This window comes from Neobacillus sp. S1115 (assembly GCF_055385565.1).
The window spans coordinates 2,832,556-2,855,909 of the sequence record NZ_AP038275.1 but is presented as its reverse complement, the minus strand read 5'-3'; the positions used below and the strand labels follow the sequence as shown (position 1 = coordinate 2,855,909).

21 protein-coding genes are annotated in these 23,354 nt (G+C 40.5%); 6 read left to right on the top strand and 15 right to left on the bottom strand.

All coding sequences use genetic code 11. The annotated features are described in order from the left end of the window. Positions 1-64: 64 nt before the first annotated feature. The 5 genes from parC to ACZ5B7_RS13840 form a co-directional block, all read right to left on the bottom strand. Complete coding sequence (gene parC / locus ACZ5B7_RS13860; RefSeq protein ID WP_464494191.1) at positions 65-2,503, bottom strand: DNA topoisomerase IV subunit A; 2,439 nt, start codon at positions 2,501-2,503, stop codon at positions 65-67. Next, positions 2,500-4,479 (bottom strand): DNA topoisomerase IV subunit B, encoded by a 1,980-nt coding sequence (gene parE / locus ACZ5B7_RS13855; RefSeq protein WP_464494190.1) that lies wholly within the window; start codon positions 4,477-4,479, stop codon positions 2,500-2,502. The genes parC and parE overlap by 4 nt, the downstream gene beginning before the upstream one ends. 283 nt (positions 4,480-4,762) lie before the next feature. Continuing rightward, positions 4,763-5,182, bottom strand: a complete 420-nt coding sequence (locus ACZ5B7_RS13850; protein WP_213140083.1) for a CoA-binding protein — start codon at positions 5,180-5,182, stop codon at positions 4,763-4,765. 167 nt (positions 5,183-5,349) lie between these two features. Then, entirely contained in the window at positions 5,350-6,189 is an 840-nt protein-coding gene (locus ACZ5B7_RS13845; protein WP_423802343.1) for a sensor histidine kinase, read from the bottom strand. A gap of 996 nt (positions 6,190-7,185) precedes the next feature. Further along, the gene (locus ACZ5B7_RS13840; RefSeq protein ID WP_464494189.1) at positions 7,186-8,925 is read right to left on the bottom strand and encodes a glycosyl hydrolase family 18 protein; all 1,740 of its coding nucleotides are present in this window, start codon (positions 8,923-8,925) and stop codon (positions 7,186-7,188) included. Between the two features lie 163 nt (positions 8,926-9,088). Here ACZ5B7_RS13840 and plsY point away from each other — a divergent pair, with 163 nt between their 5' ends. The 4 genes from plsY (at position 9,089) to ACZ5B7_RS13820 (ending at position 12,442) form a co-directional block, all read left to right on the top strand. After that, complete coding sequence (gene plsY, locus ACZ5B7_RS13835) at positions 9,089-9,688, top strand: glycerol-3-phosphate 1-O-acyltransferase PlsY (protein ID WP_464494188.1); 600 nt, start codon at positions 9,089-9,091, stop codon at positions 9,686-9,688. A 120-nt stretch (positions 9,689-9,808) separates the two neighbouring features. Continuing rightward, entirely contained in the window at positions 9,809-9,979 is a 171-nt protein-coding gene (locus ACZ5B7_RS13830) for a hypothetical protein (RefSeq protein ID WP_464494187.1), read from the top strand. A 503-nt stretch (positions 9,980-10,482) separates the two neighbouring features. Continuing rightward, the gene (locus ACZ5B7_RS13825; RefSeq protein WP_464494186.1) at positions 10,483-11,634 is read left to right on the top strand and encodes a CapA family protein; all 1,152 of its coding nucleotides are present in this window, start codon (positions 10,483-10,485) and stop codon (positions 11,632-11,634) included. Between the two features lie 43 nt (positions 11,635-11,677). After that, a complete protein-coding gene (locus ACZ5B7_RS13820; protein WP_464494185.1) occupies positions 11,678-12,442 on the top strand; it encodes a CPBP family intramembrane glutamic endopeptidase in 765 nt (254 codons plus the stop codon). Positions 12,443-12,561: 119 nt separating this feature from the next. Here the strand turns inward: ACZ5B7_RS13820 and ACZ5B7_RS13815 are convergent, their stop codons facing one another. The 9 genes from ACZ5B7_RS13815 to acnA all read right to left on the bottom strand — a co-directional run bounded on the left by ACZ5B7_RS13815 (position 12,562) and on the right by acnA (position 22,252). Next, positions 12,562-12,879, bottom strand: coding sequence for a hypothetical protein (locus tag ACZ5B7_RS13815; protein ID WP_423802338.1), 318 nt, complete (start codon positions 12,877-12,879; stop codon positions 12,562-12,564). Positions 12,880-12,903: 24 nt separating this feature from the next. After that, on the bottom strand, positions 12,904-13,335 hold the full coding sequence (locus ACZ5B7_RS13810) for an acyl-CoA thioesterase (RefSeq protein ID WP_423802337.1): 432 nt from the start codon (positions 13,333-13,335) through the stop codon (positions 12,904-12,906). 28 nt (positions 13,336-13,363) lie between these two features. Then, complete coding sequence (locus tag ACZ5B7_RS13805) at positions 13,364-15,655, bottom strand: AAA family ATPase (protein WP_464494184.1); 2,292 nt, start codon at positions 15,653-15,655, stop codon at positions 13,364-13,366. Between the two features lie 112 nt (positions 15,656-15,767). Then, the gene (gene tlp / locus ACZ5B7_RS13800) at positions 15,768-15,998 is read right to left on the bottom strand and encodes a small acid-soluble spore protein Tlp (RefSeq protein WP_213140092.1); all 231 of its coding nucleotides are present in this window, start codon (positions 15,996-15,998) and stop codon (positions 15,768-15,770) included. 133 nt (positions 15,999-16,131) lie between these two features. Then, entirely contained in the window at positions 16,132-16,272 is a 141-nt protein-coding gene (locus ACZ5B7_RS13795; RefSeq protein ID WP_217034550.1) for an acid-soluble spore protein N, read from the bottom strand. 65 nt (positions 16,273-16,337) lie between these two features. After that, the gene (locus ACZ5B7_RS13790; protein WP_066304847.1) at positions 16,338-16,469 is read right to left on the bottom strand and encodes an FbpB family small basic protein; all 132 of its coding nucleotides are present in this window, start codon (positions 16,467-16,469) and stop codon (positions 16,338-16,340) included. A gap of 136 nt (positions 16,470-16,605) precedes the next feature. Then, positions 16,606-17,142, bottom strand: a complete 537-nt coding sequence (locus tag ACZ5B7_RS13785) for a peroxiredoxin family protein (RefSeq protein WP_423802334.1) — start codon at positions 17,140-17,142, stop codon at positions 16,606-16,608. Positions 17,143-17,258: 116 nt separating this feature from the next. Next, positions 17,259-18,956: a ribosomal protection-like ABC-F family protein gene (gene abc-f / locus ACZ5B7_RS13780; protein WP_464494183.1), complete on the bottom strand. Its 1,698-nt coding sequence runs from the start codon at positions 18,954-18,956 to the stop codon at positions 17,259-17,261. 590 nt (positions 18,957-19,546) lie between these two features. After that, entirely contained in the window at positions 19,547-22,252 is a 2,706-nt protein-coding gene (gene acnA / locus ACZ5B7_RS13775) for an aconitate hydratase AcnA (protein WP_464494182.1), read from the bottom strand. A 322-nt stretch (positions 22,253-22,574) separates the two neighbouring features. Between acnA and sspO the strand changes: the two genes are divergently transcribed. Next, positions 22,575-22,724, top strand: a complete 150-nt coding sequence (gene sspO / locus ACZ5B7_RS13770) for a small acid-soluble spore protein O (RefSeq protein ID WP_423802331.1) — start codon at positions 22,575-22,577, stop codon at positions 22,722-22,724. A 60-nt stretch (positions 22,725-22,784) separates the two neighbouring features. Here the strand turns inward: sspO and ACZ5B7_RS13765 are convergent, their stop codons facing one another. Next, positions 22,785-23,054, bottom strand: coding sequence for a hypothetical protein (locus ACZ5B7_RS13765; protein WP_464494181.1), 270 nt, complete (start codon positions 23,052-23,054; stop codon positions 22,785-22,787). A 113-nt stretch (positions 23,055-23,167) separates the two neighbouring features. Between ACZ5B7_RS13765 and ACZ5B7_RS13760 the strand changes: the two genes are divergently transcribed. Further along, positions 23,168-23,308 carry a small acid-soluble spore protein P gene (locus ACZ5B7_RS13760; protein ID WP_213115690.1) on the top strand — a complete coding sequence of 47 codons (141 nt, stop codon included), beginning with the start codon at positions 23,168-23,170 and terminating at the stop codon, positions 23,306-23,308. The last annotated feature ends 46 nt before the right edge of the window (positions 23,309-23,354 follow it).

The window sequence follows — 23,354 nt, the reverse complement described above, 5'->3', positions numbered from 1 at the left end:
GCCCAAGAATGGAAAAAAGATGAAAAAAAAGACCCTCTTTTTTAAGAGAGTCCTTATGAAAATATTATTCAGCTGGGATTTCTTTACCTTCGACCTTCCAAACTCTTGTCACCTTTCCGTTTACTCCTTCATCTAGAATGAAAGAACCATTGGAGTAGCGGTCACTAAATTTAATGTCTGAAGTTTTTATTGTCTCAATATAGCCTTTTTCTGTCAGTATAAATATTTCATCCTGATCCTTAGCAGCAACATAGCCCATTATTCGGTGAGGATTGGCTTTTAGTTCGCGAAGAATCACAACGCCCCGTTTTGCTCGGGATGCTTTATCAAATTCACGTAGCTTCATTCGTTTCAATGCACCGCGCTGGGTGGCCACGACAATGGATTCGGTACTGTTTGGCTCAAGAACCTGACCGCCAACCACGTAATCGCCATCTTTCAGATTTATACCTTTCACCCCGGCGGCCCTCTGTCCGACGATGCTTACTTCTTCCTCGTCAAACCATAAAGCATAACCTAAATGTGAAATCAGGAATATTTCCTTTGTACCATCTGTTAAATGGACATCAATTACCTGATCATCATCTTTCAGATTCACGCCAACCAGCGGTTTGGAATAGCGCTGGGCATGATATTGCTTCAGTTCGGTTTTCTTAACCATACCGTTTCTGGTGATAAATACAAGGAACGCGTTTGTCTCAAAATCCTTTACTGGTATGGCTTGGACAATATCTTCATCGCGGTCAATTGGAATAATATTTGCGATATGCTGACCCATGTCCTTCCAGCGGATATCAGGAAGTTCATGAACTGGGCAATATAAGTAATTCCCTTTATTCGTGAACAGGAGCAGAACATCCTGTGTATTCATATCAAGCTGCGCTAAGATTCGGTCTGTTTCCTTCATGGCAAAATCCTGACCGTTGGAAGCGGCATAAGAGCGCTGGCTCGTCCGTTTGACATAGCCATGTTCAGTAACCGTCACAATGACATCTTCACTTGGCACCATAACTTCTAGGTTGATTTTCAGCTCTTGAATTTCTGCTTCAATCTTCGAACGTCGTTCATCAGCAAAGCGTTTTTTCACTTCTTTTAACTCTTTTTTAATAACGGAAAGAAGCTTTTTCTCACTATCTAATATGCTAGTCAGTTCTTCGATTTTTTTGGCCAATTCTTCCGCTTCATTTCTTAAAGCCGTAATGTCGGTATTTGTTAAGCGATAAAGCTGTAAAGAGACAATTGCTTCTGACTGAAGCTCTGTGAACGCGTATTTCGCAATTAAGTTATCTTTTGCATCACGCTTATCTTTTGATGCCCGAATCGTAGCGATCACTTCATCAAGTATGGATAAGGCCTTCATTAAGCCTTCAACAATATGCTGACGGTCCCTTGCTTTGTTTAAATCAAATGTTGTTCTTCTTGTCACGACTTCTTTTTGATGTTGAATATAGGCGTCCAGCAGTTCGCGAAGCCCCATTTGTTTTGGCCGTCTATTATGGATGGCGACCATGTTAAAGCTGTAGGAAATTTGCAGATCGCTGTTTTTATATAAATAGTTCAAAACTCCTGCTGCATCGGCATCTTTTTTTAGTTCTATGACGATTCTAAGGCCGGTTCGGTCTGTTTCATCACGAACTTCTGAGATTCCTTCGACTTTACGGTCGAGGCGGAATTCATCGATTTTTTTCACGAGATTGGCTTTATTGATCTCGTATGGAATTTCCGTGACGACGATTTGCTGTCGGCCGCCGCGGACATCTTCAATTTCCGCTTTCCCGCGAACGATGGTTTTTCCTTTACCAGTTTCATAAGCTTTTTTAATCCCGTCGATCCCTTGGATAATTCCGCCGGTTGGAAAATCCGGTCCTTTTATCACTGTCATTAATTCATCGACCGTGATGGCTGGGTTATCCATTTGCATGATGACACCGTCAATGACCTCACCCAGGTGGTGCGGCGGAATATCAGTCGCATAACCGGCTGAAATCCCTGTTGATCCGTTTACGAGCAGGTTCGGGAACGCTGCCGGCAAGACGGTTGGTTCCTTAGATGTATCATCAAAGTTAGGAATCAAATCGACAGTATCTTTTTCGATATCACGCAATAGTTCAGCAGCAATTGCCGAAAGCCGCGCCTCAGTATAACGCATCGCTGCCGGCGGATCCCCGTCAACACTGCCGTTATTTCCATGCATTTCTACCAGGACATTGCGAACCTTCCAGTCCTGGCTCATCCGCACCATCGCTTCATAAACAGACGAATCGCCATGCGGGTGGTAGTTACCAATAACATTACCAACGGTTTTGGCGGCTTTCCGGAAGCCTTTGTCATGGGTATTGCCCTCGACATGCATGGCATATAAAATTCTTCGCTGGACCGGCTTTAAACCGTCTCTAGCATCTGGCAAAGCGCGGTCCTGAATAATGTATTTACTATAGCGGCCAAACCGGTCGCCAAGGACGTCCTCTAGAGGTAAGTCGCGGAATTTTTCACTTGCACTCATCCTTCAACCCCCTCTTCTGCAACAGAGATATTTTCATTTTCTAAAATCGTATCGTCTTCTTCCAATCCGAACGCGACGTTACTTTCAATCCATTTGCGGCGCGGTTCAACTTTATCGCCCATTAGCGTGGTGATCCGGCGTTCTGCACGAGCAGCATCGTCAATTTTCACACGAATCAGCGTCCTAGTTTCTGGGTCCATCGTTGTTTCCCAAAGCTGGTCGGCATTCATTTCGCCAAGACCTTTATAACGCTGAATAATATAACCTCTGCCGACCTTTTTGATGGCTGTCTGCAGTTCATCTTCATTCCAGGCATACTCGATGATTTCTTTCTTGCCTGTGCCGCGGCTGACTTTAAAGAGCGGCGGAAGGGCGATGAACACTCGGCCCGCTTCTACAAGCGGCTTCATATAGCGGTAAAAGAACGTCAGCAAAAGAACCTGGATATGCGCTCCGTCCGTATCAGCGTCTGTCATAATAATGATTTTGTCGTAGTTGATATCTTCAATATTGAAATCAGAACCGACTCCGCCGCCAATAGCATAAATAATCGTGTTAATCTCTTCATTCTTAAAAATGTCGGAAAGCTTGGCCTTTTCTGTGTTAATAACCTTACCTCTTAACGGCAATACAGCCTGGAAACGGCGGTCGCGGCCTTGCTTTGCTGATCCCCCGGCGGAATCACCCTCCACCAAGTAGAGTTCATTTTTTTGCGGGTTGCGTGATTGGGCAGGTGTCAATTTCCCTGACAATACTGTTTCAGTGCGCTTGCGCTTTTTCCCGCTTCGGGCATCTTCACGCGCTTTTCTGGCCGCTTCCCGTGCCTGATAGGCTTTTATCGACTTTTTAACAAGCAGGGAACTGATGTCTGGATTTTCTTCCAAAAAGTAAGAAAGATGCTCGGAAACAACAGAATCAACAGCCGACCGTGCTTCGCTTGTCCCTAATTTCCCTTTTGTCTGACCCTCAAATTGCAATAATTCTTCAGGGATACGAACGGAAACAATCGCAGATAATCCTTCACGAATATCGGCACCATCAAGATTTTTATCCTTTTCCTTCAGCAAACCAACCTTGCGCGCATAATCGTTGAATACCCTCGTCATCGCCGTTTTAGCACCAACCTCGTGGGTACCGCCATCCTTTGTGCGGACATTGTTGACGAATGACAGAACATTTTCAGAATAGCCATCATTAAATTGGAAGGCGAAATCGACTTCAATGCCATTATGCGTGCCTTCAAAGCTGAATACAGGATGAAGAGAATCCTTCTCCTCGTTTAAATAGGCAACAAAAGCCTCTATTCCATTTTCGTAATGGAAAACCTCATGAAGATTGTTTCGATCATCGATGATTTCTATTTTTAAGCCTTTTAATAAAAAGGCAGATTCTCGTAATCGTTCACCCAATGTTTCAAAATTATAAGTGGTAGTCGAAAAGATTGTGGTGTCAGGCTTAAAATGAATCGTTGTTCCGCTTTGATTGGTTTTGCCAATCTTTTCGAGTGTTGTAACAGGCTTACCGCCATTCTCAAAACGCTGTTCATAAACAAAGCCGTCTCTCTTAATGGTGACGATTAACCATTCTGACAATGCATTAACGACAGAAGCACCAACCCCGTGCAAACCGCCGCTTGTTTTATATCCGCCTTGGCCAAATTTTCCCCCGGCATGCAGTACTGTTAAGATGACCTCCGGTGTCGGTTTCCCCATTTTATGCATACCCGTCGGCATCCCGCGGCCTTTATCGATGACACTGATCGAATTATCTTTGTGTATTTTGACAATGATGTGTTCACCGAAGCCTGCAAGCGCTTCATCGACAGCGTTATCGACAATCTCATAGACGAGATGATGCAGTCCTCGTGAATCGGTGCTGCCAATGTACATTCCAGGACGCTTTCTGACTGCTTCTAGTCCCTCTAGTACCTGTATGGCATCATCATTGTATTCAAAAGCTTGTTGATTTCTTGCCACTAAAAATACCCCTTTCATCCCTACAAAAAGAAAACAATTCTAAAAAACACATTCCTGCTATCTATAAAAAATGTATTTTTCTTTCCGTAATCAATACTAGAACAAATGTTTCATTACTTAATTTTACCATAAGTTCATTTGGCGTCTATGCTTTATTTTAGCGATTTATTTCGATTTAGCAAATAAGTAATTTTAAACAATCGTCTTTCGAACGGTTAATTCTCCTATATTTTGGACAGAAAAAATAAAAAGCTGCCAGTATCGTTAGCAGCTTTTTTTCATGTTATCTTGATCTTGTTAAAGCATGGATAACCTTAATGCAGCGGTCCATAATGACGGTGTAGCCCTTTTCCTTTAAAAATTGATAGGCTTCTTCATTCTCGAGTCCTTGCTGAGCCCAAAATACGTCGGCATCGATTTCAACAAATTCCTTTGCCACATCGAATAATTGCTCGGAGCGGCGGAAAACATTGACAATATCTACATGGCCCTCAATATCCTTTAATGATTTTACAGCCTTTACACCGAGCACTTCATCGATCGTCGGGTTTACGGGGATGATCTCGTAGCCCGCCTTTTGCATGACCTCGGATACTTGATAAGAAGTCCTGTCAGGTTTATCGCTTAAACCTACCACAGCAATCCTTTTCGCTTTTTTTAAAATAGCACCCATTTCTTCAAGGCTTGGGTATTCTACTGCCATTACCTTCACTCCTACAAACTTTGTTTTTCTTATTGTATCTTAATTTACTATAATTATAAAGAAAACTCGCCGATTGGCGAGCCCCTAAGGGCGGTTCATGAGGCGTAGTTGCACTTATACTTTTTATTAGCTAAAAATGAAAAGCTTCCAACGAATCGGAAGCCAACTTAAATCGGGTTCAGTTCAGGTCTGACAGCGGAAGTAACCTTAGGGACCGAAATGCAAACACTGACCCCCTCACCATTATTTTCAATAGAAATATTGCCGCTCATATTTTCTAGCATGGTTTTAGCCATATAAAGGCCAAGTCCAGTTCCATGTCTTCTCGATGTGAAATAAGGGTCAAATACCTTAGCTAGCAAGAAAGGTTCAATTCCCCCTGCGTTATCTTTAAATTCTGCCGTAATATACTTATCTGATTCGCAAATTTTTATGATAATTTTTCGGTTCTTTATGTCCTTCTCCACAAAAGAGTCCCTAGCGTTCATTAAAAGACTTAGGACAATTTGACTGAAATCATTTGGGTACCCGTAAGCCATTTGCTCTCCCCTGTACATAAAGTCCACTTGAATCCCGTGGTTTTTGAGACAAATTGAAAAGATTGACAACGCATCCTCAATGGCTTCACTGACAGAGAACAGATTTTTCTCAAGATTAGGCTTATAGAATTTCCGAAAATCATTAAATGTCCTTGACATACTTTCAAGCTGAATCATGCTTTCTCTTGTAAATCGATCGACGTATTGACCGTTTATTTCACCATATTCCAAGGCAGCTCTGATATCTTGGATTAACATTAATAAACTGTTTACAGGCTGGCGCCATTGACTGCCAATGCCAGCAATCATTTCGCCCATCGCTGCCATTTTTGCCTGCTGGATTAAAATAAGATCTTTTTCCTTATTCTTGGCGATTTCCTCTTGTAACCGGTTTTCTAACATTTTGTTGATTGCTTCATATTGTTCAGCCAGCTCTTGATAGTTTGTATTTTCCTTTTCATTCCTCATGTTTTTTCACCCCTTAGTGAACATAGTAGATATATAAAACCGACCAAGTGGATTAATATTGGGCGGTTATTCTTTATGTTTCTATATTTATTTTAGCTAAATTATAGAAAAACAGATACATACCTTCCAACGAATTAACAAATGGTTTGAAAATTCTCCATATTTCTGTAAAGAAATTGCCTTTAAATCTCCCTATTTTATTGGATAAAAAAACAAAAAACCGGCACTTGCCGGTTCAGATTGTCGAGAAAGGGTATTATTATCCCTGCTAAAGGACCTGTTGATTTCCGCTCCGGGCACTCGCTTTCCGCGGGGAGGTCCTGGAGCCTCCTCGGCGCTTTGGCGCCTCCGGGGTCTCCAGTGACCTCTATATCCCGCAGTAGTCGAGTGCCCTCGCTCCAATCAACAGGGAGGCAAATCAACCTAAGTATTGCAACACACATTTTCCATCCAATGGAACTTTTAAACCTAAAATCCAACGGTAAGGCAATGTTCGTTTTTTTCTCGTTCTAGTTGTCTTTCGGAACAAATACCAAAAAAATACCCATTTAACGTCATTTAAAAGTGAATGTGGGATTAGATGAGGGTCCATTGTCCTTGATATAAAAAGGATGAACTTTTTTCACATCTGGAACAATTTCATCAATAGAAACAAATTCATTTTCATTTTGGCTAAACTCTTTTGGCTAAACATAAACTCACCACTTATTTTATTGAAGTTGAGGGACTTTATTGAAACACCTGTTGATTGGCGCGGAAGGCACGAAGACTCCTGCGGGAGTACGGGGCAGGGGAGACCCCACAGGCGCTTAAGCGCCGAGGAGGCTCCCCGTACCGCCCGCGGAAAGCGAAGTGCCTGGAGCGCCAATCAACAGACTTGTTGAAAAGCTTTGAAATAATATTATTATAACGAATTAACGCTGTTAATTGTTAAAGTACTTGGATAAATAAAAGGCTATCGGTGGTTTTTCGACAGCCTGAACCGGTAAATGCCGGTTATTCGTTTTTGGTGATATTTTTTTCTGAAAGGGTGTTAAGAGCAGTCCATGCCGTTTGGTCAGCGAAAAGTCTTGACCAGCTTCCGACACCGGCTAATTGATATTTCACTGCCATCTCAGCCCGCTTCTTTAAAGACATTTCATCTTCAATCCAAATTTTATAATTGGCCTTCTCTGTTTCATCATAGTATTCCGCATAATTTTGCCCGCTTTCCTCATCATAGGCAGGCTGCAATCCTCGTTCGGTCAGCCATGCCTTCACCTTCTCCATAGAAAGCGCCTGAGCAATGACCTCTTTCGTACCATCAGCTTTCATTTGTTCTTTCCATAGTCGGGCGTACAATGGAACCCCTAATATAAGTTTCTCCTTCGGCACCTCCGTCAGCAGGTTTTGCAAATTGCGCTCAACCCATGGAAGACTGGCCACACTGCCAGGGCCGGTAGCTCCGGTATGTTCATCATAAGCCATGATCATTAAATAATCCGCAATCTCAGCAAGCTTTGGCCTTTCATAGAAAGAGGACCAATTGTTATTCTCACCAGCAGAAAATGTAATATCCATCGATACAGTTAATCCCGCTTCATGCAAATATGGAGCTGCCTCCCTTATTAATTGTGTAACCAGTGGCCCGTCCTCAGGATTCACATTTTCGATATCAAAATTGATTCCCTGCAGCTGATACATTTGGCTAAAATAAAGCAACTGCCGAATGATCTTCTGTCGGGTTTCAAAATCCTTGAAAGCTTTGTTTGTCAATACCGGGTCAAAGGAATTAGAAAACAATCCCCACACATGGATTCCCTTCGCCTGAGCCCACTTGCTATATTCCAATGATGCTAGGTTTTTGATGGAACCATCTTCTCCCGCCAATGAGAACCAAGTTGGAGAAACCACATTGATTCCAGCCATTTCAGGAATCGCAGCGGCATTTGGATTCTTTGTATAAACGGCTTCCCATGTCAAATCGATTGGCCCGGTTATTTTCGGCAGTTGAAATGATTTACTTTCACGGACAATCGAAATTTTCACAGATTTCTCTTTTTTTACATACTCTTTTTTGATATAGCCGCCGATACCGTTTGCCTTCCTGACAAGATAAAAATCTTCCTTTTCTCCCTCGATTGAAACAGCTTCCTTTTGGTTCACTTCTGCAGTATAAGGGGATTGCCACGAAGCTTTTGTCCGAAGCCTGAGCTTTTCCCCGTTGATATCTTTATCTATAATTCTTCCAGTTTGATATGTTTCCCCGTCTTGCTGAATCCAAATGGCACCGGTTTGTGGAAGCCTATGATACTGAATCGGGTAAAAAGCAAGAATGGAGTCAAGAGCCAGATAGATATCGCCGTCCATCGATTTGATAGGCGAAAGCTGTAAAGAAACAGGCTTTTCGTTGACAAAATACGTTAACGAATCGGTCGGCATTTGCACGACTTTATCTTTAGTAGTAATAATGACAGATTTCGATTTTTCATCATAGGTAATGGAGTGGTCCATACTTTCTTTTAAAAAATGGAATGGAACATAGATATTGTTCTCTTCAATTAAAGCATTGCCTTGCTGAGCCCCTTTAAATAAAATAGGGCTGCTTCCGTTAAAATAGACCTTTTTCTCTTCTGATGCAAAAGGATAGAAAAATAAAAAAATCGAGGAAATAATCAGGAAAATGCTTCCTGCCAATCCTCCCAGCAGCCATTTTGGTGAAATTGGCTTACTTTTTTGATATTCTATTCGAGCCATAAATATTGTTCCTCCCCAGATACTATCGTACGGTATGACATATGAAATGGAAAGACATTTTTATAGGAGTTTTGACTCATAAACTATTTAAGAGATAGTGTTTTTTCAAAATAACATGGTAAAATAGAAGAACTGGATTCTTTTTTTGGAGGAGAAATAGTTAATGATTCAAATTATCGTTGTTCTAATCCTTGCTTACCTGCTCGGCTCCATCCCCTCTGGCTTAATTGTCGGGAAAGTTTTTTATAAAACCGATATTCGCCAGCATGGCAGTGGCAATTTAGGGGGAACCAATACATTTCGAACACTTGGAGTGAAAGCGGGATTAGCCGTTACCATTGCTGACATTTTAAAAGGGACCCTAGCAGCAGCACTGCCCTATCTGATTCATGTTGATATGAACCCACTGATTCCAGGAGTACTGGCTGTTATTGGACATACATACCCCATCTTTGCGGGGTTCCGGGGTGGTAAAGCGGTTGCTACATCTGGCGGCGTCATTTTGTTCAGTGCCCCAATCTTGTTCGTGACTCTGGTAGCAGCTTTCTTTATAAGTCTTTACATTAGCAAATATGTTTCTTTATCATCAATGATCGCTGGAATTATCGGTATTATATATGTCATTACCATGGGGTTCTTACAAAAATGGGACATTCCTTTACTTATCGTAATCACCCTGTTGGCATCATTCGTCATTTACCGGCACCGTGCTAATATTCGTAGAATCGCGAATAAGACAGAACCGAAAATAAAGTGGCTGTAAAGGAACCTCATTGGTTCCTTTTAAATTTTCATATAAATTTCATATTCCTTCCATTCAGTAAGTAATTTTATAAAGTAAAATAAAAATAGGAAGATAGCTTACTGACTGGAGGGAAACAAGATGAAAAAAACTGCCCAGGACTATATTTACAATAGTGTTGTTTCCGATAGTAATGACGTAAACGAGTTTATAATTGAATTTTTATCCGGGGAAACGAGTGAAGGTTCTCCCGTCAAGGTCACAAGAAATTTTGAAGAATTAATCGAGTTTTTTGAGGAAATGGAAGATTAAAAAAAGCGGAGCCCTTTTTAGGGCCCCGCCTTTTTTAAATTCAACTACGCCTCTGTCTTCGTCCTATCGGCGAGTTTTCATTTATACCTTTAACAATTGAAATTTTTTATTGCCCATTACATCTTCAACATAATCTAGCTTTGTATGGTCAAAATACACAAAATCCTTTTCATGAATGATTATAATCAGATCCTCAAACTCAAAGGTGAGGTCTCCTTTAATTTTCCGCTCCTCCAGAGACAGATTTAACTTTGGCCCCCCTCAGCCAATTCCCATACTTAAACGCAGATAAAGTTCCTCATCCACCGTTTTCTTCTCGTTATTAACGGTTTTAATTAATACTCGGTACGCCGCTTCCGTTACTTTAAACAATTTAATCACATCCTCGTTAAAAAAAATGTTGTCAAAATATGTTTTAATTTGCCAGATAATAATTTATAGTATTATCAAAGAATAAAAAGATACACAGAACAATTAAACCAAAATAATAATAGGAGAAGAATATGATGAAAAAATCCATTATTCCGTCCTTGTTGATTATTATTGGCTGTTCTCTCCTTGCCACTGTCCTCATGATTAAACAACAAAGCCAATCTAATCATACCGCAAAAGTTTACGCAACAACAATTCACAAGTCCCGGCCCATGGAAAACCTCCAGCATTCGTTGACACAAAAAATAACGGTTGGTGCCATCGGGGATATTCTAATTCACAGCCCTGTATATCAGGATGCCTTTAACGGGGCGAGCTATAATTTCGACCCAATGTTCGAAAACGTGAAAGCGCTTTTAGAAAAACCTGATGTGCTTACTGCCAATCAAGAAAGCGTTCTTGGCGGCACAGAACTTGGACTTTCCAGTTATCCGACCTTTAATAGTCCACACTCGGTTGCCGATGCATTAGCTATGAACGGTGTTGATATCGTCTCCAATGCAAACAATCATTCATTGGACAAGGGTGAACGCGGAATTCAGTCGGAAGCAGCTTATCTAAATGCGATTGATCTCCCCTATGTCGGCAGCTTTATCGATGAAAAGGATAGGGAAACATTAAGAATTATTGAGAAAAACGGGATTAAACTGGCATTTCTCTCCTATACATACGGAACCAACGGAATTCCTGTACCAAGAGGAAAAGACTATCTAGTCAACCTGATTAACCGTGACCATATGCAAGAAGAAATTCATCGTGCCAAAGACAATGCAGATGTGGTAGTTGTAAGTATTCATTGGGGTAATGAATACCAGCGAATCCCGACCACCGACCAAAAAGATCTGGCCCGATTTTTGGCAGGAGAAGGGGCTGATATCATCTTCGGCTCCCACCCGCATGTTCTTCAGCCGATGGAATGGATTAATAATCCAGACGGCAGAAAAACCTTTGTAGTTTATTCTTTAGGCAATTTCATTTCCGCCCAATACGGTGATTATAAAGATATTGGCGGAATGGCCGAAGTTGAGGTTACCAAGCAGACGACGGAACAAGGAAGTACACTTGTACTTTCAAATCCTAAATTTTATCCTACATTTGTAACGAGGAATCCGAATCGAGATTATCGTGTGGTGCCGCTTGAGTCAGCCGGGACGTTTGGTCTTTCGAAAGCTGAGCAAAAATATCAAGAAATCCAGCAGCATATGGTACAATGGCTCCGATAGGTCGGGGCCTTTTTGTTTGAGTAAAAGGCGTATGGGGGGATTTATGGTGCTGCAAAAAAATGTCATTGGCATCATTTTAGGCTTTATATTTATGATCATGACTTTTCTTTACACAAGAGGCATATTTACTCCATTTTTTGCTTGCATGATTGTATTGCTGCCGTTCATTGCCTTTTTGAAGGAAGAAAGCAGAGTTTTCACGTGGATCCTGATCACGTTTTTTCTTGGAAATCTGATGGTCGGTTACGCTAGTCAATTCCTTGAACGTTTTCGATTGTCTGCCTTTTCTTTTGTGATGTTTAATCAACTTTTATTTCTAATCCCAATCTTCATGATTCACTATGTTTTAATTAAATTTAGCCGAAAAATGTCCATCTACTTTGGGAGGCCTTCTATTTCTTCATCCGCCCAAGTTTTTTATATAATACTTTCTATCATTATTTTATTAAGCTTTCCCACCCTTTTGTATATAAACAAAATGCCCGTCAATGGGCAGTCCTTTTTATATATTCTGGTGTTCTCGATTACCTATGCTGTATTGCAGGAAGTGTTGTGGAGAGGGCTTCTCCTTCCCCATTTTAGACTCACTGCAGGCAATAAAATAGGGGTCATCATGACAAGCATCGCCTTTGGCTTCAACACTTCATTATTTAGCCAAACCTTCACAATAACCATCCTGTTTATTTTAATCGGATTCCTTTTTGCTATTATTACAGTAAAAACAAAAAGTATCTATCCTTCCATCTTCATTCATGCATCGATAATCGCTCTCCTGCTGATCAGCGGGTTGATGGTGCTTCCTATATAAATGAAAACTCGCCGATTGGCGAGTCCCTTAGGACGAAGACAGAGGCGTAGTTGAATTTATGCGTTAAGTATAAAGTTCGAGAGAATTTTATACTTATTAGCGAAAAAAAGGCTCACTTATTATTCAAGTGAGCCTTTTTCTTTATGTTCCCAAATATGTTCTAACTGTCCCTCTTGAATTAAAATTCCCTTTTGCCTAGGGCCGATTAAATCAAAATGAGAATAGCCATCCTTGCGGTGATGGATCCATTCCTTCTTTAACCCATATCTTTGGCCCCAGGCAGCCAGCCTATCCAAATCCTCGCAGCCAACCTTTGTGACAGTTTTATAGCCGGGGAAGCGGTCGTCAAGCCAATAATGAGTAAGAAAGGCGATTTCCCCAGAATCGATTTTTCTTTTCCATTCATTAATGTCCCGTTTTTTAATGCCAAACGCCAACCTGATTACCTCCTGGGTCTGTGATTAGTCCCGTTTCTTTATTTCCTCGTATTTCAAGTGCCATTCCGGAAATGCTTTTTTAAATGATGTCGGCCGGAAATTTTCTTTTTTCACAATAATGTGGGTCGAAGTACCTTCAGCGCATACTTCCTCATTTCCATTTATTATTGTATAGCCGTAAATCGTCTTAATTCCATCGTTATGGGCGACCCAGGTTTTTACGAATGCTTGATCGCCGTACCGTAATGGTTTTTTGTAGGTGATTTGAATATCATAAACCGGCGCATAGTAACCGGCTTCCTCCATCGATAAATAGTTATAGCCAAGGTCTTCAATTAACGCTGTCCGTCCCAATTCAAAGAACTTCAGATAATTGGCGTGATAAATTACGCCCATCATATCTGTGTCCGCATAGTACAGATGTATTTCCCTTTTAGAAATAAAATAGTTCTCCATTTCTTTCTCGTCCCCTTCATCGTATCTTTTACATTATCTTTTTAAGCGCCGCCTCTGCATCCTCCGCTTCAAGTAGCTGTGCTTTTTCCAATAGATTTTCGCTGTGTTCAATATTGATTAATCTTTTGGCCTGGGCCTGAATCATTTCATCAACCAGGTTTGCTGCCATCCGTCCGTTTCCTTTGAAAGCATCCTTCGCAATAGACTGTATAAGCATACCTTTAGCTTTTTCTGTAAGTTTATATTGATAACTTCCAGCATAAGAAACGATAATCTCCAGCAGTTCCTCAGGTGAATAATCAGGGAAAAAGAAAAACTTTTTAAACCTTGAACGGAGCCCCGGGTTGCTTTCCAATAATTCATTCATTTCAACAGGATAACCCGCTAAAATGACAACCAGATTATCATTATGCTTGGTCATTTCATCAACAAGCGTATCGATTACTTCTTTTCCAAAGTCTCCTGCTGTAGACCCAAGGAGGGCATAGGCTTCATCAATGAACAGGACCCCGCCAAGAGCCTCCCTAATTTTCTTCTTGGACTTACCGGCCGTTTGCCCTACATATCCTGCCACAAAATCCGCTCTGCTCGTGACAATTAAGTGACCTCTTTTTAAAAAACCGCATTCCTTTAGCAATTCAGCATAGATTTTAGCTACAGTAGTTTTTCCTGTTCCCGGATTGCCGGTAAATACGGAATGCAGTTGAATGGGTACGGTCGGGAGACCATTGTTACGACGGTATTGCTGCATTTTTACAAATGAAACTAATGAACGAATTTCTTCTTTTAATGGCCCAAGACCTATCAAGGCATCAAGCTGATCCTGAGGGGACTCTTTACCTTCGGGCTGATCTAAAAGAAAATCTTCCTTTGTTAAAAGGATAAATTTCAAAATTTCATCTTCGCTCTTGTTTTCTGATCCTTTTTTAAAAATGGCATCCAACACGATATTACGAGCTGTTCTAGCATTTCCGAATGATTCGTCCACCCGCTCGAGATCAAGACGATGTTTGATTTCCACCTTTGCTTCCTCTGTTAGCAAATAGTCATTATCAGCAGCCGCCATTTCGGCGATTTGGATCAACTCTTCATTTGAATAATTTGGTAAATGAATCATATTAGATTGCGGGAAACGGCTGCGAAGACCCATATTAGCCTCTAAAAAGCTGCGCATTTCTTCGGTATATCCTGCTAATATTACCGCAAATTTCCCGCCGTACTCCTCACTTGTCATCAAGGCAACCAAAGTGTCGATGGCTGCTTGTCCATAATCATTTCCACTCTGGCCATCCCGCTTCAGACTATAGGCTTCGTCAATAAATAACACGCCGTCTTTTGCCCTTTCCACTGCAGCTCGGACGTTTTCTTCAGTTTGGCCGACAAAGGAGCCCACAAGCTGCGAGCGGTTGGTCTCAACCACTTTTTCCTGTGGGAGGACGCCCAGTTCATGATAGATTTTGGCAAGCAGCCGAGCGACCGTTGTTTTTCCAGTACCCGGATTCCCGGTTAAAATCATATTTAGGCTGAATTCATCCTTTATTTTAAAACCAAGCTCTTTGCGCTGTTTTTGGTATTTTAACACTTGATAAAAATCATTTACTCTTTTTTTAACCGTGGCCATACCAACCATATCATTCAGCTGATCCAACGCCTTTTTTTCAGACTGGCTTTCAGGATTACTTTCAACAAATAGCTCCTGCCATTTTCCTTTAATTTTTTCGAGGTTGGCTAAATGATTTTTTAAATCCTCATAGTAGACAGAGGTATGGAAAACACCTGTAATCGATTGATCATATTCTTCGGCAGCCTTTAATAATTGGGCGGTTTCTCCAATTGCCGAGGATAATAATACATATAGCTGATGATAAGGTTCAGTCTGATCCATCCGTGAAGGAGTTCCAGACTTTGATTCAAGATCGTGCAGTGCATCCTCTGCTTCGGCTAAAAAGCTTTTACATATTTCTATGTATTCCTCTGCAATTTTCTTCTTTGCAGTTCGGTTATCGGTCTCCCTTATTGGTGGAAATATGAGTGGAGCGATGATATCCTTCATTTTTTTCCAGTCAGCTTGAAAAAGATATTCCGTTGCCTTTTTATTATCAGGATCCAACTGGAGAGCTTTTTTAAGCAATGGGACGGCTATGCTGTCTTGGTTATTACGTCCAAGTCTTGATAATGCCGCTGTGGTCAATAGGTCCGATAAGATTAAAGGATTTCTTTCTTTTTCCAAAGCAGCAATAATTGGCCCTTCATCCTTGATGGTTCCGTTATGCTGAAGCTCCATTTTCCAATTCTTTATTTGGTTCATTTCATGTTTCAATAGGATCAACTCTTCATAAGAAATTCCCTTCTATCTTAACATATCGGGCTTGATAACATAAAATTTACGAATCAAAAAAGGACCGTCCTTGATGAACTGGTCCTTCTCTTTTTTATCCTTGAGTGTTATTTGCTTCATCCTTAATTTCTGAACGGAAAGATTCGATGCTTTCCTGTCTGCGCTGATTTTTTTCTTGAATTTGTTGGCGCTGTGTTTCGCTGTCAGTAAAAGACATAGACTCTTCAGCCGCTTCCATATTTTGAATCGTATTTTCAATCATGTTTTGCAGTTTCTCAACATTATCGCTGCGATCATCTGGGTTTGGTTTGTTGTTATAAGGCATGTTAACTCCTCCTAAGAAATTGTTCATGTTACAGATATAGTTTGTATCCAAGGCAAAAAAATATCACAGAAAAAATTGCATTATCAAAATAAAAAGACCCTGCGCAAGTGCACACGGGTCTTGGATTTCTATTTTATTCGCCTTTAGTTTGCATAACCTGGGCGTGTTGGCCGGATGTATCGCCCATTTGATTACCCTTATTCGCAGTTGAACGTCTTGGCTGCGTCCCCACATGTGTAGGACGGAAGCGTTTTGTTTGATAACCTTTACCCATTCTAATCCCCCCTTACTAACATTTTGTCCAAAGAGGGCAGATGAATGAATGGTAAACTTTTTTAATTACTCAGCTTTACCGAGGCGCTTTGCTTCAATGCGCTGTTCAATTTTTTCCATTGCAGCACGGTCTTTTAAAAGTTGTGATTTATTTTCAGATACTAGTTCTGCAAAAGAACGTTTTCTTGGCTTTCTCATTTGTATCACCTTCCTTATGTCCTATTCTAACAGTTATTATCACCAATAACGGTTTAAATTATTACAACTTTTTGAAAATTTAATTCTTTATTTTTTTTATAAAAAAAAAAAAAACGCTGGATGTTTAATCCAACGTTTATTTCAACTTGCTTGTAAATTCTTTCATTTCCTCAAGCTTCATGGAACCAACGAATTTATTTTGAATGACTCCTTTGCTATCAATAAAATATGTCGATGGAATTGATAGGACTTGATACTTTTCATTTACTGCATCCTCAGCGTCAAGCAGGATTGGGAACGTTATTTTATATTCATTAACAAATCCTTGTACATCCAATTGCGGGTCGATATTTACTGCTAGGATGGTTATATCGTCACCTGCTTCTTTATGAAGCTGTTCCATATCAGGCATCTCTGCTTTACATGGCGGACACCAAGTCGCCCAAAAGTTCAGCATAACTTTTTTACCTTTTAAATCAGATAGCTTGACGGTTTCTCCAGTCAATGTTTTTAGTTCAAAATCAGGTGCTTTGGCACCGATTGCCGGGCCGTTTTGAGCAGCTGCTGTCGGGCTTGCGGTTTCGGGTTTCTCTGCCTTTTTATTTACTGCTTGGACGATTGCTACGGTTAATAATGATATCAATAACACGGCAGCAATGACTTTCTTCATCATCCCGAATCTCTCCTTTATACATAATCCAATTACCCTGATTTTACACTATAAACTCAGTTGAAACAAAGCATACATATTTCGATTTTGTGACAGTTAAGGGAAGAACCCTGAAGCCGTTACCCAATTAGATTCCTTTTCTGTTTTAGCAATTCATTAAATTCTCTATCTAATAGAGGATATTTTGGATTTTGGCGGTCAATAAGTGCTAACTCCCCAAGTACTGCGGCAATTTTGTTTTCAATTACCATTAGGATTTCTTTTTGGTCCCCTTCAACTTTTTTATTCTCTTTATCAAAAAACTCCTCCGGTCCCATTTCAAATCGTTTTATTTGCTGTTCTTCAAACACCAAAAGCCGATTACAAAGTTTATTTAAAAAATAATAATCATGAGAAACTGTGATAATTGTCCCAGTAAACTCAGACAATGTTTTTTCAAGCTGTTCTCTACTGGGCAAATCCAAATGATTAGTCGGCTCATCCAGAATTAAAACATCATAGTCTTTCAATAACATATCAACAAGCTTAACCCTGGTCCGTTCACCAAGACTTAACGTTCCAATAGGTTTTGTAATGAATTGTTCCTTAAGCCCCAGGTTGGCAAGCAGGGTTCTTGCTTTAAAAATGTGATCGCGGTCGGTTAATCCCAATGCTTCGATTGCTGTTTTTTCAACAGGTAAATCAGCAACATCTTGGCTTAAGTAAGCAATTCTTAACGAATCGCTCTTCCACAATTCTCCGTCAGTCCGTGAAACCAATCCCATAAAAATTTTGATTAACGTTGTTTTCCCACAGCCATTTTCGCCAATGAGTCCAATCCGCTCTCCATAATTAATGTAAAATTGAGAATTTCGGAAAAGGTATTTGCCCTCAAAAGCCATGGACAGTTTTTTTGCCTCAATGATGCGCTTTCCTCTTTTTCCGTAGCTGTCAAACTCAAATTGAAGCTTTGCTTCTTCAAGAGGTTTATCTACCTTGTTTTTGCCCAATTCACTCTGCAGTCGTTTCATTTTTGACTTTATTTGTGCGTCACGCTTCTTTGCTTTGACTCGGTGATATTCCTTAAAACCTTCCTCTTTTGTGGAGGTTTTATGCGCTTTATCCGACCAGGATTTTAATTGGTCCATTTGCTCTTCTACCCGCTCAATCTGACGCTGCTGCACTTCGTACTGATGCTGTTGGTTCGCTCTTTTACGCTCCTTCTCCTTACGGTATTCACTATAATTTCCTTGGTAAAACTGATGCTTTCCATCCTCCAACTCAAAAACCTGGTTAACTGTTTGATCAAGAAAATGTCGGTCATGTGAGATAATTAAAACAGAACCCGGAAATTTTTCTATTTCAGAAATTAACCAATTAACTCCTTTAAGGTCTAAATGGTTTGTCGGTTCATCCAAAATTAACAGGTCCGGTTTTGAAGCCCATATACTAGAAAGGGCAAGTTTTAGCTTTTCGCCTCCGCTTAAATGCTCCAGCCTTTCATCCTGCCAATTTTGGACCTTTTTCAACCCTAACTCGCTGGCGAGCTGAAAAACCTTACATATTTTTAAGGATTCCTGAAAATCATTTACTTCATAATCAATTGATTGAGATAAGTAGCCGATTTTCAGATCAGGTGATTTTTCTATGTGGCCCCGATCCGGCTCTTCCTTCCCCAAGATGAGATTGGCCAATGTCGTTTTGCCGCTGCCGTTGTATCCAACAAGACCTATTCTATCGCCAAATTTTATTTCAAACTGGATATTATCTATAATTCTTCGTGAATGAAAACTCTTTTCTAATCCTTTTACACTTAAGATAACATAATTTTTGTTCATAAAAAAACTCCCTCCATGAACCTGAAGAGAGTGAAATGTCTTATTAAAGCAACACAAAATAAACCTATATGAAGGTTATTAGCAGCTTATAATCAGGACAAAAAAGGACAGACTTATCCCATTCTTCAGGTTCAACATTTTTCGTTTTATTCGAATCATGTTCTGAAAAATAAGATTAAAACTTCATCGGTCCTTTGTTCATTCCTTTACGATTGATTAATCCAATTTTAAGCAAGTATAAGCAGAATTGTCAACAAAATTCAAAATGAGGATTTATGGATTACTTCTGGTTTTTGTTATTATCTTGTTGTACTTGATTTTGACCTTCTTGTTTATTCAAATGATCTGTTTGCCTTCTATAAACATTTCTTCGATTTGGCGAATAATAATTTACATTATTGGGTCTTACTTGTTTAGATGACTTGCCACAACCACATGCCATATTACTCACTCCTCTTTCTGATATTCGTAAAAACACGATAGGTATTATGTGATATTATATGGTGCTAATAAGTGAGGTGCTTGGACAAATATAAGAAAACGCAAAAAACACCATGCGCATTCACGCATGGTGTTTTACTATTCTAGCATTAGCCTTGTAATCTTTCACGAAGAACCATTTGCAGGATTCCACCGTGACGGTAGTAGTCGATTTCAACTTCAGAGTCAAAACGTACAACTACTTCAAATTCCTTCTTGCTGCCATCTTCAGCAGTAGCAGTAACTTTTACAAGATCACGCGGTTTTACGTTCTCATCAACTTGAACTTCAAATGTTTCCTTGCCAGTTAAACCAAGTGATTCTGCGTTGTCGCCTTCTTTGAATTGAAGTGGAAGAACGCCCATTAATACAAGGTTTGAACGGTGGATACGTTCGAAGCTTTCAGCAAGAACAGTTTTGATGCCTAATAGGTTTGTACCTTTTGCAGCCCAGTCACGGGAAGATCCCATTCCGTAGTCTTTTCCAGCAAGAACCATTAAGCCAGTGCCTTCTTCTTTGTACTTCATGCAAGCATCGTAAATGGACATAACTTCGCCTGTTGGCCAGTAAGTTGTGAAGCCGCCTTCTGTGCCAGGTGCGATTTGGTTACGGATACGGATGTTTGCGAACGTACCGCGCATCATAACTTCGTGGTTACCACGGCGGGAGCCGTAAGAGTTGAAGTCACGTGGCTGAACGCCTTTTTCCAATAAATATTTACCAGCTGGAGTATTTTTGCCGATCGCTCCTGCAGGTGAAATATGGTCAGTTGTTACAGAGTCACCGAACTTACCAACAATACGAAGTCCAGTTAATGGCTCAACTTCACCAGGATCTTTAGATAGACCTTCAAAGAATGGAGGATTTGCAATGTAAGTAGAATCCTCATCCCAAGTATATAATGGCTCGTTGCTTGTCTTGATTTCATTCCAGCGCTCGTTGTCGCCAAACACATTCTCGTATTCTCTACGGAACAGCTCAGGTGTAACAGTTTGTTTTACTACTTCATTTACTTCAGCAGTAGTTGGCCAGATATCCTTGAAGAAGACGTCGTTGCCGTTTTTGTCTTTTCCGATAGGATCTTTTTCAAAGTCAACGTTAACTGTTCCAGCTAATGCATAAGTAACAACTAGCGGTGGTGATGCTAGGTAGTTAGCTTTTACAAGCGGATGGATACGTCCTTCGAAGTTACGGTTACCGGAAAGAACAGATGTAACTAATAGGTCGTTCTCCGCGATTGTTTTTTCGATTTCTTCTTTTAATGGACCGGAGTTACCGATACATGTTGTACAGCCGTAACCAACAAGGTTGAAGCCAATTTGCTCAAGGTATGGAAGTAAGCCGGAATCACGAAGGTAACCAGTTACAACCTTAGATCCTGGTGCCAAAGATGTTTTTACAAACTTAGGAACTTCCATTCCAAGTTCTACAGCTTTCTTCGCAACTAGACCTGCACCCACTAGAACATATGGGTTAGAGGTGTTTGTACAGCTTGTGATAGAAGCAATCGCAACAGCACCTGTTTTGATTTCTGCTTCGTCACCGTTGTTAAATTTAACGGTTGCAGACTTTTCAAGCTCATCAGAACCTAAGCCGAAGCCTTGATTGCCTTGAGGAGCAGAAACAGCTTTCACGAATTCTTCCTTCATTTGTGAAAGTGGAATCAAATCCTGCGGACGCTTAGGACCAGAAAGATTTGCTTCGATTTCAGCAAGGTTGATTTCGACTACGTCAGTATAAACTGGCTCATCAGCTGGTGAGAAGAATAAGCCGTTAGCTTTGCAATATGCCTCTACAACTTTGATTGCTTCTTCATCGCGGCCTGTTAAGCGCATATATCCAAGTGATTCCTCATCGATTGCGAAGAATCCGCAAGTTGCACCGTATTCAGGAGCCATGTTTGCAACTGTCGCACGGTCAGCAAGCGGTAATGAAGGAACGCCTGGTCCGTAGAATTCAACAAATTTACCAACTACGCCATGCTTACGAAGAACTTGTGTTACTTTTAATGCAAGGTCAGTAGCAGTAGCACCGTTTGGCAGTTCACCGGTTAATTTAACCCCTACAACCTCTGGTACTGGGAAGTAAGAAGGCTGTCCAAGCATGCCTGCTTCTGCTTCGATACCGCCAACGCCCCAGCCAAGAACGCCAAGACCATTGATCATAGTTGTATGAGAGTCAGTACCTACAAGTGTATCTGGATAAGCTTCAAGCTCGCCGTCAACTTCAGCAACATGAACAACATCAGCCAAGTACTCAAGGTTAACCTGGTGAACGATACCAGTTGCAGGAGGAACTGCGCGGTAGTTATTGAATGCTTTTTGTGCCCAGCTTAAGAACTGGTAACGCTCAGCATTACGTTCGAATTCTAAATCCATGTTAACTTTTAATGCATTTTCGTTACCATATGCATCAACCTGTACAGAGTGGTCGATAACAAGGTCAACAGTTTTTTCAGGATTAATTTTGTCTGGGTCGCCGCCAAGGTCTGCCATTGCTTTTCTTAAGGAAGCAAGGTCAACGACTGCAGGAACACCAGTGAAGTCCTGAAGGATTACACGGGAAGGCTTGAAAGGTACATCTACCTCTTTAAGTTCATCTGTTCCCCATTTTGCAAGATTTTCAACATGCTCTTTTGTAATAACACGGCCATCATATTGGCGGAGCACGGATTCAAGTAATACTTTTACGGAATAAGGCAATTTGGACACGTTGCCAATGCCTGCTTCTTCCAAAGCGTTTAGACGGTAATAATGATAAGTTTTGCCGTTTACGTCAAAGGAAGATCGTGCGTTAAACACATCATTTTTCGCCATGGTAGTAACCCCCTTATACGTCATAAAAATACAAAAATCGAAAAGTTGAAAAATCCCCATCCGGCTTTTACTTTTCTCACAAAAATAATCTTAATACAACCGATTACATAAGTAAATAACAAGAAAGTTATTGTGATTGATAAGTTTTTCTTATGGTTTTTTATGTAATTTGTTCGGAATATTTTGAAAAAACTATCATTACCTATGTAAAATTTTCTTTTGCCATCCGAAGGATTCCCTCTTACATTATGGCAAAAAAACTTTTATTTGTCATTAATTTCGTCCGAATGGAGATAGTAATTTTAACAGGAGGTGAAGGTTAATGGCAAAAAGAAAGGCGAAGCATGTCATACCAGGAATGAATGCAGCTGGTGCGCAAGGTATGGGTGCAGGCTATAATGAAGAGATGGCCAATGAACCCCTTACAGAAATGGAAAGACAAAACAATAAAAAACGTAAGAAGAATCAATAAAGATGCTTCCATTGCTTGAAATGGATTGAAAAAGCGGGACGGGATTCCCGCTTTTTCTTATTAATGAAAATCATTTACCTCAGTAACAATTTGTTTTAGATCCTGCTGGAATCTCTCAAGCTGTGCCCTTTGTGTTTCAGAAGCCACTTCGAGCGCATTCTCAATTTGCTGGTAAGCCTCATTCACTTCGTTTTTTAAATGCTTTAATTGATGTCCATAGCCAGCACTGTCGCTGACAATCGTTTCGAAAAGTCCCTGCGCATTCTCAAACCCCTGCTGAGCAGCTTGAAAAGCTTCCTGTTTATTCTTGTTATAAGGATTTCTTTGCATCTTTAGGATTCCCCCTTAAATTGTTTACCCATTAAATTGTACAGAACGAAAAAAAATATTCAGCACATAAAAAGAATGATTGACCGCATCCTAACTGATGAGGAGGGATAATGATGACCAACAAAAATGACGGGACAGATATGCGCAGAAATGCCCCAAAACAATCCGGCCAGCCGGAGCCTTTAAGCGGGTCAAAAAAAGTGAAAAATCGCAACCATACGCGTCAAAAACATAATTCAAGCCATGATATGTAATTTAACGATTAGCTAAATGAAAAAAGCATCGATTCAGAATTCACTG